The sequence below is a fragment of the Bacillus sp. FSL K6-2944 genome, assembly GCF_038005385.1.
In the GTDB taxonomy this organism is placed as follows: domain Bacteria; phylum Bacillota; class Bacilli; order Bacillales; family Bacillaceae_G; genus Bacillus_A; species Bacillus_A cereus.
Window position 1 is genome coordinate 569,193 of the sequence record NZ_JBBOTE010000001.1, and the last position, 18,197, is coordinate 587,389.

Here is an 18,197-nt window from a genome sequence, read left to right on the forward strand (position 1 = left end):
AATAATCATGGCAACATTAACTGAAGTTAAAAATGGTGTTCGAATTGAAAAAGATTTTTTAGGTGAAAAAGAAGTACCAAACTATGCATACTACGGCGTACAAACAATGCGTGCAGTTGAAAACTTCCCAATTACAGGATACAAAATCCATGAAGGCTTAATTAGAGCGTTCGCAATTGTAAAAAAAGCAGCAGCGCTTGCGAATACAGATGTAGGAAGATTGGAATTGAACAAGGGCGGTGCGATCGCAGAGGCTGCTCAAGAAATTCTTGATGGAAAATGGCATGATCATTTCATCGTAGATCCAATCCAAGGCGGAGCGGGTACTTCAATGAACATGAATGCAAATGAAGTCATTGCCAATCGTGCTCTTGAATTATTAGGGATGGAAAAGGGAGACTATCATTATATTAGTCCAAATAGTCATGTAAACATGGCGCAATCAACAAACGATGCATTCCCAACAGCGATTCATATCGCTACATTAAACGCATTAGAAGGTTTATTACAAACGATGGGTTATATGCACGATGTATTTGAATTAAAAACAGAACAGTTTGATCATGTGATTAAAATGGGTCGTACACATTTACAAGATGCTGTGCCAATCCGTCTTGGACAAGAATTTAAAGCATACTCTCGCGTACTTGAACGTGATATGAAACGAATTCAACAATCGCGTCAACATTTATATGAAGTAAATATGGGGGCAACTGCAGTTGGTACAGGCTTAAATGCAGATCCAGAATACATTGAAGCAGTTGTAAAACATTTAGCTGCAATCAGTGAATTACCGCTTGTTGGTGCAGAAGATTTAGTAGATGCGACGCAAAATACGGATGCGTATACTGAAGTATCTGCAGCACTGAAAGTATGTATGATGAATATGTCTAAAATTGCGAATGACCTTCGCTTAATGGCATCAGGTCCACGTGTTGGTTTAGCAGAAATTATGTTACCAGCTCGTCAACCAGGTTCATCTATTATGCCAGGGAAAGTAAATCCTGTTATGCCAGAAGTTATTAATCAAATTGCGTTCCAAGTAATAGGTAATGATCATACAATTTGCCTTGCTTCAGAAGCAGGACAATTAGAATTAAACGTGATGGAACCAGTACTTGTTTTCAACTTACTGCAATCGATTAGCATTATGAATAACGGTTTCCGTGCCTTTACAGATAATTGCTTAAAAGGAATTGAAGCGAATGAAGATCGCTTAAAAGAGTATGTTGAGAAAAGTGTAGGAATTATTACAGCCGTGAACCCTCATATCGGTTATGAAGCAGCAGCTCGCGTTGCGAAAGAAGCAATTGCAACAGGCCAATCCGTTCGAGAACTTTGTGTGAAAAATGGTGTATTGTCACAAGAAGACTTAGAGTTAATTCTAGATCCATTCGAAATGACACACCCAGGGATTGCAGGAGCAACTCTTTTAAAGAAAAATTAAAAGAAGAGGGGGACAATCCCCTCTTTTTTGTTTACAATATAGAAATGCTATATATGAATAGAGGTAGGGATGTTATGAGCAAGTTTACAGTAGCTTCTAATGGTGCATTAGAAACAACATTAAGAGGAGCAGAAGTATTATCAACACCACTTTTAAATAAAGGGGTAGCTTTCAAACAAAATGAAAGAGAAGAGTTAGGTTTAAAAGGGTTATTACCGCCAGCGGTTTTAACGTTAGAAGAACAGGCACGCCGAGCATACGAACAATTTAGTTCTCAGCCGGATGATTTATTAAAGAATGTATACTTAACTGCGTTACATGATCGAAATGAAGTATTATTTTATCGTATATTAACAGATCATTTACGTGAAATGTTACCGATTGTATATACACCAACTGTCGGTGTAGCAATTCAAAGATATAGTCATGAATATCGTAAACCACGTGGTGTTTATTTATCAATTAACGATCCATCAGGTATCGAAGAAGCATTCACGAATATCGGTGCAACAGCTGAGAACATTGATTTAGTCGTTGTAACAGATGGAGAAGGCATATTAGGAATTGGTGACTGGGGCGTTGGTGGTATTAACATCGCAATCGGAAAGCTAGCTGTTTATACGGCCGCAGTTGGAATCGATCCTAGCCGTGTATTACCGGTAATTTTAGATGTAGGTACAAACCGTGAGGAGCTATTAAACAATCCATTTTATATTGGAAATCGTCACCCTCGTATAACAGGTGAAGCTTACGATGAATTTATTGATACGTTTGTACAAGCGGTAAACAAACAATTCCCGAAAGCACTTTTACATTGGGAAGACTTTAGTTCTCGTAACGCACGAAAAATTTTAGATAAATACCGTCATGATGTTTGTACGTTTAATGATGATATTCAAGGTACAGGTGCAGTTTCACTTGCGGCAGTATTATCGGCAGTGAAAGCTTCTGGTGTACCGCTAAGTGAACACCGCGTTGTTGTATTTGGTGCTGGTACGGCTGGAATCGGTATCGCAGATCAAGTTAGAGATGCGATGGTCCGCGTAGGCGTATCTGAAGAAGAATCATATAAGCGTTTCTGGTGTATTGATCGTAACGGGTTAGTTACAGATAATATGGAAGATCTTCTTGATTTCCAAATTCCGTACGCAAGAAAAGAAGCAGAAGTAAGTGGGTGGAAGCAAAATGATGTGATCGGACTTGCTGAAGTTGTGAAACATGTAAAACCGACAATTTTAATTGGTACATCTACTGTTGCAGGTGCATTTAAAGAAGCGATTATTAAAGAAATGGCTTCTCACGTAGAAAGACCAATTATTTTACCAATGTCGAATCCGACGCCACTTGCTGAAGCAAAACCAGCAGATTTAATCGAGTGGACAGAAGGAAGAGCGTTAGTTGCAACAGGAAGTCCATTTGAACCAGTTACATATAACGGTGTAACGTATGTGATTGGACAATCAAATAATGCACTTATTTTCCCAGGGCTTGGTCTTGGAACAATTGTAGTACGAGCAAGCGTCATGACGGATGGAATGTTCGCAGCGGCTGCTGAAGCAGTTGCAAGTATGGTAGATACAAGTCAGCCAGGAGCACCTATTTTACCAGAGGTCGAAGAATTACGTAATATCTCAGAAATGGTTGCAATTGAAGTAGCGAAAGTTGCAGTTGCCGAAGGTGTTGCAAGAGTGAACTTAAGTGATAACGATATCAAGATGGCAGTGCAAGAAGCAATGTGGAAGCCAGAGTATCGCCAAATAAAAGCGGTAGAAAAGGTTAGAATATAGAAAAAAAGCCCGTTTATAACAATAAGCGGGCTTTCACTTTTACTACTGAAAAAAAGTATAGGAAGTGTCACCTTTGAATTGGAATCAATTATGGAAGAAAGATATGTCCCTTTTAATTATATTAATGGTCGTTGTTCCGATTGCTGGGGAGCTGAACTTTCATCCCTTTAATGATACGTTTCGAGTTAGCTTCGGTACACCGCTATTCTTCTTTTTATTATTATTTTTAAGAAGAGTACCAGCAGGAGTTGCAGGTATTCTTGTTGGTATATCTGTAGTCTTATTCCGAGTATGTCTTGACTGGATCATGCAAGGTTCATTTCATATGACAGAATCATTTTATTTGCGTTATCCTGTGTTCTTCTATTATTTTATTTATGGCAGTTTTTTTTCGCTTTGTAGGGTAAATAAGTTCCATCAGAAACCAATCATTATTGGATGCCTTGGAATTTCAATTGAAATTGTTGCAAGTATGTCAGAACTTGCGTTTTATCACATGTTAGTACTAGGTACAACAATAACGATTTCTGAAGTGAATAAACTTATTATTATTGCTATTTTTCGTAGTTTCTTTGCACTTGGTTTTTTAAATATGATGAATTTATATGAAACGAAATTAAAAGAATCGCAAGTTCGAAAAGAAAATGAAAATATGTTAATGCATCTTTCTAATTTATATGTGGAATCTGTTCATTTGAAAAAGACGTTACAAAATGCGGAGTTAATTACACAAGAAGCATATCAACTATATCGAAATTTACAAGTAAGCGCTGATTCAAGTAGTAAAACAGCATTGAAAATAGCGGGGGAAGTGCATGAAATAAAAAAGGATAATCAAAGGATATTTGCAGGATTATCTAAACTGTTATTAGATAAAAATGTGGCTGAATATGTAGAAGGACATGAGTTAGCAGAGATGATTGTTAGAATAAACGAGAAGTATGCTGAAATGCTAGAAAAGGATATACGTTTTTCTAAACATATAGAAGGTGAGCATGCTGCATACCACGTGTATACAGTGCTATCAATTTTTAATAACTTAGTTGCAAATGCAGTTGAAGCAATTGAAGATAAAGGTTTCGTTATTATTAAGCTATATAAAAGAAATCAGCATATATTTTTTGAAGTAATTGACGATGGACCTGGTATTACACAAAAGTATAAGAAATTAGTATTTAAGCCAGGATTTACTTCCAAGTATGATCAAACGGGAACACCGTCAACTGGTATTGGGCTTTCTTACATAAATGAAATGGTAACAGAGCTAGGCGGAGAAGTGAGATTAGAAGGCCGAGAAAATAAAAGAGGATGTAAGTTTATCGTTTGTTTACCAGAGGGTAGTTTAAAGCGGGAAGGGGAATAGATTTGTTTTATTATATCGTAGACGATGATGAAGTTTTCCGTTCGATGCTTTCGCAAATTATTGAAGATGGAGATCTTGGAGAAGTAATTGGTGAGGCGGATGACGGAGCTTTTATTGAAGCGGATCAACTAAATTTTAAAAAAGTAGATATTTTATTTATTGATTTGTTGATGCCGATGAGGGACGGAATTGAAACAGTTCGTCACATTGCGTCAACTTTCACGGGGAAAATCATTATGATTTCTCAAGTGGAATCGAAGCAGCTTATAGGTGAGGCATATACACTTGGTGTAGAATATTATATTACAAAACCATTAAACAAAATCGAAGTTGTATCTGTTGTACGCAAAGTGATGGAGCGTATTAGATTGGAGCGTTCTATACATGATATTCAAAAATCATTGAATAACGTGTTTCAGTGGGAAAAGCCGCAATTGCGTACTGAACCAGTGCAAGAAGGAAAAAAGATAGGGGATTTAGGACGCTTTTTACTATCAGAACTCGGTATTGCGGGAGAGAATGGAAGTAAAGATTTACTTAGTATGCTGGAATATTTATATGGTCAAGAAAAGGCACAGACATTTGAGTTTGGCTTTCCTGCGTTAAAAGAAATTTTTCATCATATTACGATAAGGAAATTAGGGGATCTAGCTTTAGAGGCGGATATTGATAAAGAGAAAAAAGCGTCTGAACAAAGAGTACGTCGAGCTATTTATCAGTCGTTAAATCATTTGGCTTCTTTAGGATTAACAGACTTTTCAAATCCAAAATTTGAAAGCTATGCTCCAAAATTTTTCGATTTTACCGTAGTTAGAAAACGGATGACAGAAATGACGAAAGATGAACTCGCATCTTCTGGTCATACGCGAATTAATACGAAGAAGTTTATTCAAGTGTTGTATTTTGAGGCGAAGAGGTTGATGGAGATAGAGTGAAGAAGATGCTTATAAATAAGCATCTTCTTTTGTTAAATCAACATTTTATATTTTCTCGTGGAGCATGTAAAATGTTAAGTAAGAGAAAATGGTTTTATATTAAGGAAGTGTCAAAGCGATGAGTTTCACATTGAATAAATCGATTATTAAAGAAGTGTGCGGAGAGACCTCATATAAAAGAGGTGAAGCCTATTATAAATCAAATAAAGTGATAATAGATCATTACGATGAAAATAAAGAAATTTGTGAGGCGACAGTAAAAGGGAACGAGGATTTCCATGTTACAGTAGCAAAAGCCAAAAAGGGTGATGTTGTTGCAAAATGTAGTTGTCCTTCATTAGCGTCTTTTCAAACGTACTGTCAACATGTTGCAGCAGTATTAATACAAATAAACTATAATCAACAAACAGGTGGAATGAGCTCCACTAGTAGCAGAAATGATCAATTGACAAGTGGTATGTTTCAGCTGTTTGCAGACAAACCACTGAGGCCAAAAAGTAAACAACACCGTTTTGATACACGTGAAATATTAGATATTGAGTTTATATGTACACCAGTTGCTACGAGAAGTGGTGGGGCTCTTCTTGGAATTCAATTGAAACTTGCCAAAGTGTATTTCATAAATCATATTAGAGAATTTCTTTCTAAGGTGGAGAAAAGAGAGTCTTTGCATTGTTCAAATGAATTTACATATACACCAGATGTACATAGTTTTAAACAAGAAACGGATGCGATTATTCAGCAGCTCATTAAAATGTATCATAACGAAAAAATGTATGAAGATACGCTAGAAGTACACGCGAAACAAGATGAAAGTATGATATTTATACCACCAGCTTCATGGAAAGATATGCTCTTTTCACTTTCTAAAGCTGAATATGTACAGCTGAAACAAAATGAACAACTGTTTCAGGGATTACAAGTTTCAAAAGGGTTGTTGCCGTTACACTTTGAATTTACGAAGGGAAATAATGGCGGATTTACACTTCATATAGAGGGTTTAAATCGTGTACAAGTTATGGATATGTATAACAATGCACTTTACGATGGGAAATTATATCACTTACACATTGAAGATTGTATGCGACTTATTGAATTACAAAAGATGATGAGTCGCTCAAATAGTAATCAGTTTTATATTCCAGAAAGTAAGATGGAACATTTCGTCACGAAAGTTGTACCAGGATTAATGAAGCTCGGAACTGTACACATTGATGAAGTAATATCGGATCGTGTTGAAACACCTTCGCTAAAAGCGAAATTGTATTTAGACCGCGTGAAAAATCGCTTATTAGCAGGTCTTGAATTTCACTATGGGAACGTCATGATTAATCCGCTAGAAGAGGATGGACAGCCGTCTGTTTTTAATCGTGATGAGAAAAAGGAAAAAGAGATTTTAGACATTATGAGTGAAAGTGCTTTTGCAAAAACAGAAGGCGGTTACTTTATGCATAATGAAGAAGCTGAGTATAATTTTTTATATCACGTTGTGCCAACATTAAAAGGTTTAGTTGATATTTATGCGACTACAGCAATCAAATTGCGAATTAGTAAAGGGGATGCAGTTCCTCTTATTAGAGTGAGAAGAAAAGAAAGAATTGATTGGTTGTCATTTCGTTTTGATATAAAAGGAATACCAGAAGCAGAAATTAAAGGTGTATTAGCGGCCCTTGAAGAGAAACGTAAATATTATCGATTGGCGAATGGTTCGTTTTTATCGCTAGAGAGTAAAGAGTTTAATGAAATTAATCAGTTTATAAAAGAATCAGGTATTCGGAAAGAATTTTTACATGGAGAAGAGGTAAATGTTCCGCTTATTCGAAGTGTAAAATGGATGAACGGACTTCATGAAGGCAATGTTTTAAGTTTGGATGATTCTGTTCAAGAGTTAGTAGAAAACATTCAAAACCCGAAAAAATTAAAGTTTGCTGTGCCAAATACTTTAAATGCAGAAATGAGAAAGTATCAAGTATATGGGTTCGAATGGATGAAAACACTTGCTCATTACCGTTTTGGCGGTATTTTAGCAGATGATATGGGACTTGGAAAAACGTTGCAAAGCATTGCTTTTATAGATTCTGTTTTGACTGAGATTCGAGAAAAGAAACTGCCAATATTAGTCGTTTCACCATCATCTCTTGTTTATAATTGGTTTAGTGAATTGAAAAAATTCGCCCCGCATATTAGAGCAGTTATTGTAGATGGAAACCAAGCAGAGCGCCGGAAAATTTTGAAAGATATAACGGAATTTGATGTCGTAATCACGTCATATCCATTACTGAGAAGAGATATAAGATTATATGCAAGACCATTTCATACACTATTTCTTGATGAAGCACAGGCGTTTAAAAACCCTACAACGCAAACGGCAAGAGCTGTGAAAACAATTCAAGCTGAATACCGTTTCGGACTAACTGGTACACCTGTAGAAAATTCATTAGAAGAGCTATGGTCTATCTTCCATGTCGTCTTCCCGGAATTATTACCAGGAAGAAAAGAGTTCGGTGATTTAAGGCGTGAAGATATAGCGAAGCGAGTGAAACCATTCGTATTAAGACGATTAAAAGGGGACGTATTAAATGAGTTGCCAGAGAAAATAGAGCACTTACAATCATCGGAGCTATTACCCGATCAAAAGAGTCTTTATGCTGCTTATTTAGCGAAGCTAAGGGAAGAAACGTTAAAGCATTTAGACAAAGATACGTTACGTAAAAATAAAATTAGAATTTTAGCTGGTTTAACGAGATTGCGACAAATTTGTTGCCATCCTGCTTTATTTGTTGATGATTACAAAGGAAGTTCAGCTAAATTTGAACAACTGTTAGAGATTTTAGAGGAATGTAGAAGTACAGGGAAGAGAATATTAATTTTTTCTCAATTTACGAAGATGCTTTCCATTATTGGTCGTGAGTTAAATCGACAAGCAATTCCATACTTTTATTTAGACGGGAGTACACCAGCGCAGGATCGTGTAGAGCTGTGCGATCGGTTTAACGAAGGAGAAGGAGATCTATTTCTCATTTCTTTAAAAGCTGGTGGTACCGGACTTAATTTAACTGGTGCAGATACAGTAATATTATATGATTTATGGTGGAATCCAGCTGTTGAACAACAAGCGGCCGATAGGGCGTATCGAATGGGACAAAAAAATACAGTGCAAGTTATAAAGCTAGTAGCTCAGGGAACAATTGAGGAGAAAATGCATGAACTGCAAGAAAGTAAGAAAAATTTAATCGCTGAAGTGATTGAGCCGGGAGAAGAGAAATTGTCCTCAATCACAGAGGAAGAAATTCGAGATATTTTAATGATTTAATATAAAAAAGCTATGCCTTCAAATTTATGAGGGCATAGCTTTTTTGTTGTAATAATTATATTTTGTTTTGTACAAAGTAAAGAAATCAAATGTTATTTAAATTACTTCTTTGTACCTTTACTTTTGTAGGGTTTGGCAGCTGCCTTTTTCTTTGCACTTGATTGCCAACGGTTCCATCCTTTACTTCCTGTACCTTGTCCTACACCTTTTTTCGGTTTTGCTTTCGTTTTACTCATATGATCACTCCGTTATATAAAAAATCTTATTTAATAATAGCCAATGTTTTAGAAAAATATTCTGGATAAATGACTATGTTTGTTTTAAGTAAAAACAAACTGCTTGAATGCTATAGTATATCATGAAATTGCAAGTAAACTGAAAGGAATTATAAAGAAAATGAAAATAATAAGAAATACTGCGGATTCTATATTCCGAACGATCACATTAATTATTGTGTATACGTTAGTTTCGGTCAGTGAAACATTTTTTGGAATGACGAGGCAGAAAAAGTAAAGATGTTAAATTAACAACAATCAATAAAGCCGTAAAATAAAGAATTGAAAAATATTTTAAAACTTTTTGTTGACTTTCTTTATTTTTTGTATAGAATAATCATTAATAAAATGTTTCAGAGATGTGACAACAAAACGACTATGAAAGGACGAGTAGTAGTAGGACGTAGTTTAAGCGAGTCAGGGGTGGTGTGAGCCTGATACGAAGCCTATTATGAAGAACCTCCTGGAGTTGCTAACCGAAATCCTTTATAGGAAAGTAGACTTAGCCGGGAACTTCGCCGTTACAAGAAGAACAGTATCGAGATATTTCATCTCCGTATTGTATAAGTGAGCAACCTCTGTTGCTAATTTGGGTGGTACCGCGGAACCAAAGCCTTTCGTCCCAGTTTTTTGGGAAAGAAGGGCTTTTTTTGTTGGCTTCTTTTCACAACATCCAAACATTTTAGGAGGAAACCACCATGTATCAATCATTAATGACAGTAAGAGAGACTCAAATTGCAATTAAGGAAGTTAAAACATTTTTCGAGGACCAATTAGCAAAACGCCTTGAACTATTCCGCGTATCTGCACCATTATTCGTAACGAAAAAATCAGGATTAAACGATCACCTAAACGGTGTAGAACGTCCAATTGAATTTGATATGTTACATTCAGGAGAAGAATTAGAAATTGTTCATTCACTAGCGAAATGGAAACGATTTGCATTACATGAATACGGATATGAAGCTGGTGAAGGTTTATATACAAACATGAACGCGATTCGTCGTGATGAAGAACTTGATGCAACGCATTCCATTTATGTTGACCAATGGGATTGGGAAAAAATCGTTCAAAAAGAATGGCGTACTGTTGAATACTTACAAAAAACAGTACAAACAATTTATGGAATATTCAAAGATTTAGAAGATCACTTATTTGAAAAATATCCGTTCCTTGGAAAGTATTTACCGGAAGAAATTGTTTTCGTTACTTCTCAAGAATTAGAAGATAAATATCCAGAATTAACACCGAAAGATCGTGAACATGCAATTGCAAAAGAACACGGTGCAGTCTTCATTATCGGAATTGGTGATGCACTTCGTTCAGGTGAAAAGCATGACGGACGCGCAGCTGATTATGACGATTGGAAATTAAACGGTGACATTTTATTCTGGCACCCAGTACTACAATCTTCATTTGAGTTATCATCAATGGGAATTCGTGTTGATAGTAAATCACTTGATGAGCAGTTAACGAAAACTGGTGAAGACTTCAAACGTGAGTATGATTTCCATAAAGGTATACTAGAAGACGTACTACCATTAACAATCGGCGGTGGCATTGGACAATCAAGAATGTGCATGTACTTCTTACGTAAAGCACATATCGGTGAAGTTCAATCTTCTGTATGGCCTGACGATTTACGTGAAGCTTGCAAGAAAGAAAACATTCATCTGTTTTAATAGAAGTAAGGGAATAGCTTAAATATAGAGCTATTCCCTCTTTTTTATAAAACATTACTTATTTATTACCGAGTTCTTCTGCTAAACCGATTAAAATTCCTTCGACTCCACGAATGTAGCAGAGACGATACGAGTTCTCGTACTGAACTACTTCGCCAACGAGCTCTGCACCATGCTTAGTGAGTCTCGATACCATTTCGTCAATATCCTCGACAGTGAACATGACGCGTAGATAACCGAGGGCGTTTACAGGAGCTGTTCGGTGATCTGCTATAGTAGGAGGGGTGAGAAATCGCGAAAGTTCAATTCGGCTGTGGCCATCTGGAGTGACCATCATAGCAATCTCTACGCACTGAGAACCGAGTCCAGTTACGCGACCAGCCCATTCACCTTCGACATTTGCTCGACCTTCGAGATTCAAGCCAATCTCCTCAAAGAAAGAGATTGCGTTATCAAGGGATTCTACAACGATGCTGACATTGTCCATTCGTAGTAATTTGTTTTTTGCCATAGTCTTATCTCCTTATGTATAAAAGTTTATTATTTAATTATCCTCATAATTATACTACTAAGTAGTTACAAATTCCTTTCAGTCAAAAACACCTTGTCACAGTATAGGAAAATGTGACAAGGTGTTTTTTAATATATCATATAGCATCTTGTTAACGAATAGCTTTTTATTTAATAGGAAGGAAGTAGATTAATATGTTTTTTTATAAGCGTTACTAAACATATCAAATTAGCTCATTTGCACGAAAGGCTCAATTTTCGCCATAAATGATTGATGCAGCGCCTCAACGCCTGTTACTAAATGAAGGCGGTCAATAACGACAGACACTTTAATTTCTGATGTACTTACCATTTTAATATGAATATCTTCTTCTTTTAAAGTAGTGAACATATTTGCAGCGACACCTGGGTTAGATACCATGCCAGATCCTACGATTGATACTTTTGCTAAGTGATTTTCATGTTCTACAGATTCGTAGTGAAGAGTTTCTTGATTTTGTTCCAATACTTCTAATGTTTCTCTTAAATCATTCGAGTGAATGGAGAAGGAGAGATGAACAGTTCCTTCATTTGTAATACTTTGAATGATGATATCTACATTAATATGTGCCGCTGCTAATGTAGAGAAAACAGTTGAAAGTGAACCTTGTTCTAATCCTTTCACTGTGATGCGTGTAATATTATCTTCAAATGCAATACCTTTAACGATTGATTGTTGTTCCATGTTACATTCTCCTTTTACAATTGTTCCGTTTTCTTGTTCCATACTTGAGCGAACTTCTAAAACTACGTTATGATTTTTAGCAAACTCAACAGCACGCGGGTGTAATACGCCAGCACCGAGGTTTGCAAGTTCTAACATTTCGTCATAAGAAATTTCATCTAATTTATAAGCATCTTTTACAACTCGTGGATCCGTCGTATATACGCCGGTCACATCTGTGTAAATATCACATTTTTTTGCGTTTAGTGCAGCAGCTAATGCGACAGCAGTTGTATCAGAACCGCCTCGTCCAAGCGTTGTAATTTCAAAATCTTCACTGACTCCTTGGAAACCAGCTACAATAACAATCGTACCTTCAGCAAGATAAGATTGAATACGATCTGTATGAATGTCAGTAATCCGTGCACTACTATGTACAGATTCTGTCGTAATACCAGCTTGCCACCCTGTTAATGAAATTGCATGATAGCCTTTTGCTTGCAGTGCCATTGTTAATAATGAAATAGTTACTTGTTCTCCTGTAGATAGAAGCATATCCATTTCACGTTTACTTGGATTTTCTGTGATAGCGTTAGCGAGTGCGACAAGTTCATCTGTGCTTTTTCCCATTGCTGAAACGACAGAGACAATGCTATGACCTCGTTCATATTCTTCAATAATTAAATTTGCTACATGTTGAATGCGTTCGACGCTTCCGACAGAAGTGCCACCGAATTTTTGAACAATTGTTTCCATTACAGATTCCTTCTTTCGTCTATTTTTAAGAATAGATTAGGAAATATATAAATCCCAATACTCCTGTAGTTACCAGAAAGACAAACAAAAAACACCATCTCAAATAAGTGAGGATGGTGCTGTTACAGGAAAAGGGAAACAGAAAACGGAGCTAATAAAAAAACCGCCAAAAAAGGAATATCATAAAAAATGATATCTCTTTTTTGTAGATAGCTCTTCATACGTACACGTCTGTACATATGACAGTTCTGTTTCTATTCGAAAACAGCCCCAATTGATAAATGCAGAGAAACTTATCAATTTCGGCAATACTTCCTTTCATCTAAGTTCATAGACATCTCTGTGTCTCCATTAGAATACTCATAAGTATCGCAACCTCTATCTCACGTTTTAGGCGAGAGTGTTTGATTTATGAAGTTGTTGGTAACATTTGTTTTATAATAATTTAAATTTTTCGGGGAATCAAGTGTTTTATATATATTTTAAAAATTCTTTCTTTTTTCTGAGGAAGTTTGTGAAAAATGTAGCAAAATAAATTCATTGCATGTACATTAAACTTATAGTGCGAGGAGGTGGGAGAATGAAAAGGAAACAGCCTATTTATGTTGCGACAAAAATGAACACGACGATGGGAAAATTATGGGAATATACGCAAGAACCAGATATACATACAGAGTGGGATGCTCGCTTTACTGAAATTTCGTATTTAGAGAAAAAAGAAGGAGAACCACAGAAGTTTTTGTATAAAACAAAGATTGGATTTGGGTTTGAAATAGCTGGAGAAGGGGAATCAATAGGTGAAATAAGAAAAGATATTTTAACGCAGTTATGCAATTGGATGGAAACGAAAATGAAATTGTAGATTATTTTGGCGAACCACATTTACTCGTTTCTACACTGCATTTTCATATCGATGAGTTAGGGGCAATGCATATTTCTTCAAAGAAACAATGGTTTTATATGTTTGGAAGAAATATGCCGTTACCAAAATTTTTGTATGGTGAAGCAAAAATTGTTGAAAGTTATGATGCAACACTACAGTGTTTTCGAATTCATGTACAAGTACGAAACCCGTTAATTGGCTCGCTTTTTTCATATAAGGGAACATTTGTGGAAAGGAAATAAACGATATGAAAAATATAATATTTGGGCTTGCTTGTTATGTTGTTTTTCTAATATATGAGTGGTCGAATATAAATCCTGTTGAAGCAATTATATTATTGTCTGTTTTATTATTTATACCAATGTCACTTTGTATTATTGATAAAAGAAAAAGAGATGGATCGTATTTATTATTTTATAAATTCGTATCGTTTTTATATCCAATCGCAGCAATTTGTGCAATGCTAGCTTTCGTCACAAATTACAATGTATTTGCGCTAGTTTGGTTTGTATATACAGGAATTGTTGCGTTATTTGGTGTAAGTAGATTGCTAGAAAGAGGATGGAAGCCGTTAGAAGAAATCGTCATAGATAGTTCGTTTATTTATTTGTTTTTAGGTGGTTTTTGGTTTTTTGCTTCAGTAGCAAAACTTTCAATTATGCATTTTAGCTCTGACATTGTTTTACTCACAGCAGCGCATTTTCATTATTCGGCGTTTCTATTGCCATTATCAGCTGGTTTAATAGGGAGAAAAAGAGAAAAGAGAAGTAAAGTATATGATGCTATTATGTTTATCATCATGATTTCACCTATGACAGTTGCAATAGGAATTACATACTCGAGAATATTTGAATTTTTTGCAGTGCTCCTATATTTATGTGCCATTTATGGATATGGATTTTACGTTTGGAGAGCAAAATTTAATGCTATCAGTGCAAAGATTCTTTTAATCGTTTCGTCTAGTACACTCATGGTTACAATTATGTTCTCACTTATATATTCATACGGAAATTTGAAGCATGTAATGACGATTACAATTGCTCAAATGGTTTGGATTCACGGTGTTGTCAACGGAATTGGAGTAGCGTTACCGGCATTTGTCGGCTGGATGATCGAAAAGAGTGTTCCGAATTATAAATACTATGGGAAACCAATGAGTAAATTAAGAGGAAGTGTGGCAATTGGTGAGGCTTTTTTATATAGCGGCAATTTAGTAGGCAGTAAGGAATACAACGGTTTAGTTGATCAAATAACTGATTTTCATAGTGAGTCATTTGACGTGACGAAGGTACCTTTAAGTATTATTCGTTTTTATGAAAATACAACAGAGTATGAGTTGCAATCAAATATTAAATGGGCTCGTTGGTTCCGCCTATTTGCATTTTGTTATGAGAAAATGAGCAAGCATGTAGGACAAATACATTTAGGGATGGGCGGCAATTGGGAAACGATGCATGGCTCTATCATTAGTGTAATAGATGAGAAAGATGGAAGAGAGAATGTAAGGGCTTGGATAAGGAAAAATGAAGCAGGTGAATCTATTTTTGTAGCTCTTTATTCAAAGCATACAAATAAGAATGAGACATATATGAATATCGCCTTACCTTTACCTTATTCGAATATGACTGGTATTTTGAAACTATATAATGATAATCATGATTTAATCATTACTAGTAAGTTAAGAGAAAATGGCCAGGGAGATGAGGGGATTTATTTACATACTCGGTTCTTAACAATCCGTTTACCGTTAGCAGAGACTTTCATCATTACAGAGGGTAAGGATAAAATGTTAACAGCTCATCATAGCATGTGGCTATTTGGACTTGAATTTTTACATATTCATTATAAGATTGAAAAAATTGCACAGAAGTAAGAAAGGCTTGGATGGGTTTCCAAGCTTTTTTATGTATGGGTAATTGTCATAGAAATTTGTTTATTTAGCTCATTATCCCAAACACGTTGAATTTCAAAAGTGCCTGTTTCAAAAAATAATGGGAATCTTTCTTTAAACCAAGTTTGCATAGGTAGCTTTAGTGCTGTATTGATTGGTATCCATAATAATTCACCCTCAGGAGGATTCAAAAGAAGTTCACCTTCAAATGAGTCTGTCCAATAGTTAAATACCATATATCGAACATTACCTTTCGGATTGACATATTCATCTAATCCTTTAAAAGTTAAATTGGAAACAAGTAATCCAGTTTCTTCTTTTACTTCTCTTATAGCGGCTTGAACGATACTTTCGGGGAAATCTACTTTGCCGCCAGGAGCGATGTAGCCAGGGAAACCTCGATGGCTGGGGCGTTTTATGAGTAAAATTTCATTGTTACGTTGGATCATACACATTGTATAGATCTGATGTTCGATGTTATGTGAATTTGGAGGCATAATGATGTATTCTCCTTTATATTTTTTTGATAATTTTACCATAACATAATTGTTTCTTATATAATTAGAAATGGAATGTTATAAATTTTCAGTTATATATTATAAATTCTATAGTCATTCGAAAAGAGGGGAGAGACATGCAAGGAGAAATACAAAAGGAGAAAAGTTTAGGTTATATTGGAAAATTATTATTACCAGTTAAAGTATCAACGCACTTTAAGTTTTTATGGATTGGACAATTACTCTCGGCCTTAGGTAGTTCGATAACTATGGTCATACTTCCAGTTGTTGTGTATTCATTAACTGGTTCAACAGTTGTAATGGGGATGACGATGGCAATGTACATGCTACCTAATATTCTTGCTTTACCGTTTGCGGGTTTAATTGTAGACCGAATTGATCGGGTTAGGTTAATGTTATTTACGGATATAATCCGCTGTATATTAATGCTATTACTTGCATCGCTTATATTTATGGATTTATTAACAATTACGATTTTATATATTCTCGTTGCCATATACGGACTTATGGAAGGGATATTCCAACCAGCATATTCTGCTGTAAGGGCGAAAGTATTCGTCCCTGAAATTCGTAATGCAGCTAACGCACTCACTCAAATGAGTAATCAAGGTATACGATTAATTGGGCCAGCACTTGGTGGGTTAATCGTATCGGTTGCATCTGCAGGGATAGGTTTCGGACTAGATGCAGCAACGTACTTATTATCATTTTTATGTTTATTATTTTTAAAAGAAATTAAGTTTAAAAAAGTAAAACCCATTGAAAAGAGTAAGCTTAATTACAAACAAGAGTTTATGGAAGGTGTTTTAGTTTTAAAAAGTCATCCGTGGCTGTGGATTACAATTTTAGTTTTTTCTTTTATAAATATTTGTTATGCCGGCATTATCGTCGTATTAATTCCATGGTTATTTAATGTTCATCATCATTTTGAAGCTTACGTATATGGACTTGGCATGGCCTTTTCTGGTGGTGGGGCTGTAATTGCCGCATTAATATTTGGTGGGAAAGAGCTGTGGCATAAGAGAGGATTACTGGCTTATGGAGGTGTTTTAATGAGTGGCATTGCTTTATTAATTATGCCATTCATTTCTTGGGCACCCGCTTTAATATTCTTAATGGCAATTGAAGGATTTGGCATGATGATATTTGGACTCATTTGGGAAACGAGTTTACAGGAGCTTGTACCAGAAGAAGCATTCGGAAGAGTGGCAAGCCTTGATATGTTGGGTTCTTTTGCTTTATTGCCATTAGGATACGTAGTTGTAGGCTGGTTAGCTACTGTCATAGGTGGCGAGATAACTATTATAACACTAGCTAGTTTAGTAATTTTAACAATTGGAATAGCATTGTCTGTACCGAGTATTCGTCGATTTAATTGATTATATGGGAAAAGAGGGCTAGACCTATATAGAAAATAACTTAGCATATAATCAACTAGTATTAATAAAACATCTTTGTAATGAAAAGCCTTCCATACACATTTGGCACAAAAAAATTAGTATGGAAGCAACAAAAATAGAAATCACAAAAGAAGTGACGGAAGCGATACAAGTAGGTTTCAAAAAAGAAGAATAAGCCCTAAAGAAATTAGGACTTATTCTTCATTAAATACAAATGTTTGTTTCATTTTTTTACCTTCATTTACCGGATGGCCGTTATAAGAGCAATTCTTTTCTTCCCAAGTGATCACAACTTTAAAATTATGACTATTAAAGTCTAATGGGAATACCATGTAGTCAAAGCTTGTATGACTTTTAGAAATGTTTTCATTAGGTGTAGAAGGTTTAAAGGTAGCTTTAGAGGTAGGATTGTTATCAAGTATTTCCACAGATACATTTGATACATCATGACCGATGTTTTTTACGAGTAAACTATACGTATCAAATACACCTTGTTTTGGCTGGATTGCTTGCTTGTTTGGATTATGGGATTTATCAATTTCGACATACCATTGTTTAGACTTTGACGCAATCGGCAGTGACTGAAATGTGTAAGCACTAGCTTGCATTGGTAGTGCTAAACATATAAGCGTAAAGAGAGTTAATATTTTTCGTTTCATTTTTTTTAGAGCTCCCATTCTTTAATGGATTTACTTGTTATTATCTTCTTTTTACGAGTTAATATACCATATAAT

The 18,197-nt window shown here is 35.5% G+C and carries 13 protein-coding genes, 2 pseudogenes, 1 riboswitch and 1 other annotated feature; of the genes and pseudogenes, 10 read left to right on the top strand and 5 right to left on the bottom strand.

Annotated elements, in window-relative coordinates; translation table 11 throughout:
• The first annotated feature begins 7 nt into the window (after positions 1-7).
• The 5 genes from aspA to MHH55_RS03085 all read left to right on the top strand — a co-directional run bounded on the left by aspA (position 8) and on the right by MHH55_RS03085 (position 8,845).
• Positions 8-1,447, top strand: coding sequence for an aspartate ammonia-lyase (gene aspA / locus MHH55_RS03065; RefSeq protein ID WP_078186203.1), 1,440 nt, complete (start codon positions 8-10; stop codon positions 1,445-1,447).
• A 74-nt stretch (positions 1,448-1,521) separates the two neighbouring features.
• Positions 1,522-3,234 (top strand): oxaloacetate-decarboxylating malate dehydrogenase, encoded by a 1,713-nt coding sequence (malS, locus tag MHH55_RS03070; RefSeq protein WP_139362401.1) that lies wholly within the window; start codon positions 1,522-1,524, stop codon positions 3,232-3,234.
• Between the two features lie 64 nt (positions 3,235-3,298).
• Positions 3,299-4,597, top strand: a complete 1,299-nt coding sequence (locus MHH55_RS03075; protein ID WP_078186202.1) for a sensor histidine kinase — start codon at positions 3,299-3,301, stop codon at positions 4,595-4,597.
• Between the two features lie 2 nt (positions 4,598-4,599).
• Entirely contained in the window at positions 4,600-5,532 is a 933-nt protein-coding gene (locus MHH55_RS03080; RefSeq protein WP_000500302.1) for a response regulator, read from the top strand.
• 118 nt (positions 5,533-5,650) lie between these two features.
• A complete protein-coding gene (locus tag MHH55_RS03085) occupies positions 5,651-8,845 on the top strand; it encodes a DEAD/DEAH box helicase (protein WP_078186201.1) in 3,195 nt (1,064 codons plus the stop codon).
• A gap of 101 nt (positions 8,846-8,946) precedes the next feature.
• Here MHH55_RS03085 and MHH55_RS03090 read toward each other — a convergent pair whose 3' ends face one another.
• A complete protein-coding gene (locus MHH55_RS03090) occupies positions 8,947-9,081 on the bottom strand; it encodes a DUF3934 domain-containing protein (protein WP_000047588.1) in 135 nt (44 codons plus the stop codon).
• Positions 9,082-9,489: 408 nt separating this feature from the next.
• Positions 9,490-9,748, top strand: a binding site (T-box leader).
• Positions 9,749-9,818: 70 nt separating this feature from the next.
• Between MHH55_RS03090 and asnA the strand changes: the two genes are divergently transcribed.
• The gene (gene asnA / locus MHH55_RS03095; protein ID WP_000284917.1) at positions 9,819-10,802 is read left to right on the top strand and encodes an aspartate--ammonia ligase; all 984 of its coding nucleotides are present in this window, start codon (positions 9,819-9,821) and stop codon (positions 10,800-10,802) included.
• A gap of 58 nt (positions 10,803-10,860) precedes the next feature.
• On the opposite strand, the gene MHH55_RS03100 is transcribed toward asnA, so the two are convergent.
• Positions 10,861-11,313 carry a VOC family protein gene (locus MHH55_RS03100; protein WP_001107259.1) on the bottom strand — a complete coding sequence of 151 codons (453 nt, stop codon included), beginning with the start codon at positions 11,311-11,313 and terminating at the stop codon, positions 10,861-10,863.
• Between the two features lie 228 nt (positions 11,314-11,541).
• Complete coding sequence (locus MHH55_RS03105; RefSeq protein WP_000448039.1) at positions 11,542-12,771, bottom strand: aspartate kinase; 1,230 nt, start codon at positions 12,769-12,771, stop codon at positions 11,542-11,544.
• A 202-nt stretch (positions 12,772-12,973) separates the two neighbouring features.
• A riboswitch (Lysine riboswitch) is annotated at positions 12,974-13,160 on the bottom strand.
• A 191-nt stretch (positions 13,161-13,351) separates the two neighbouring features.
• On the opposite strand from MHH55_RS03105, the pseudogene MHH55_RS03110 reads away from it, so the two are divergent.
• From MHH55_RS03110 to MHH55_RS03120, 3 genes and pseudogenes are all read left to right on the top strand, one after another.
• Positions 13,352-13,630, top strand: a pseudogene (locus MHH55_RS03110) (hypothetical protein); the annotation flags it as partial.
• A pseudogene (locus MHH55_RS03115) lies at positions 13,573-13,896 on the top strand (DUF4166 domain-containing protein); the annotation flags it as partial. The pseudogenes MHH55_RS03110 and MHH55_RS03115, both read left to right, overlap by 58 nt.
• Before the next feature lie 5 nt (positions 13,897-13,901).
• Positions 13,902-15,527: a YndJ family protein gene (locus tag MHH55_RS03120; RefSeq protein WP_078186199.1), complete on the top strand. Its 1,626-nt coding sequence runs from the start codon at positions 13,902-13,904 to the stop codon at positions 15,525-15,527.
• A 29-nt stretch (positions 15,528-15,556) separates the two neighbouring features.
• Here MHH55_RS03120 and MHH55_RS03125 read toward each other — a convergent pair whose 3' ends face one another.
• Positions 15,557-16,042, bottom strand: coding sequence for an 8-oxo-dGTP diphosphatase (locus MHH55_RS03125; protein WP_001134945.1), 486 nt, complete (start codon positions 16,040-16,042; stop codon positions 15,557-15,559).
• A 137-nt stretch (positions 16,043-16,179) separates the two neighbouring features.
• Between MHH55_RS03125 and MHH55_RS03130 the strand changes: the two genes are divergently transcribed.
• The gene (locus MHH55_RS03130; protein WP_001161164.1) at positions 16,180-17,442 is read left to right on the top strand and encodes an MFS transporter; all 1,263 of its coding nucleotides are present in this window, start codon (positions 16,180-16,182) and stop codon (positions 17,440-17,442) included.
• A 215-nt stretch (positions 17,443-17,657) separates the two neighbouring features.
• Here MHH55_RS03130 and MHH55_RS03135 read toward each other — a convergent pair whose 3' ends face one another.
• Positions 17,658-18,122: a hypothetical protein gene (locus MHH55_RS03135; protein ID WP_078186198.1), complete on the bottom strand. Its 465-nt coding sequence runs from the start codon at positions 18,120-18,122 to the stop codon at positions 17,658-17,660.
• Positions 18,123-18,197: the final 75 nt, after the last annotated feature.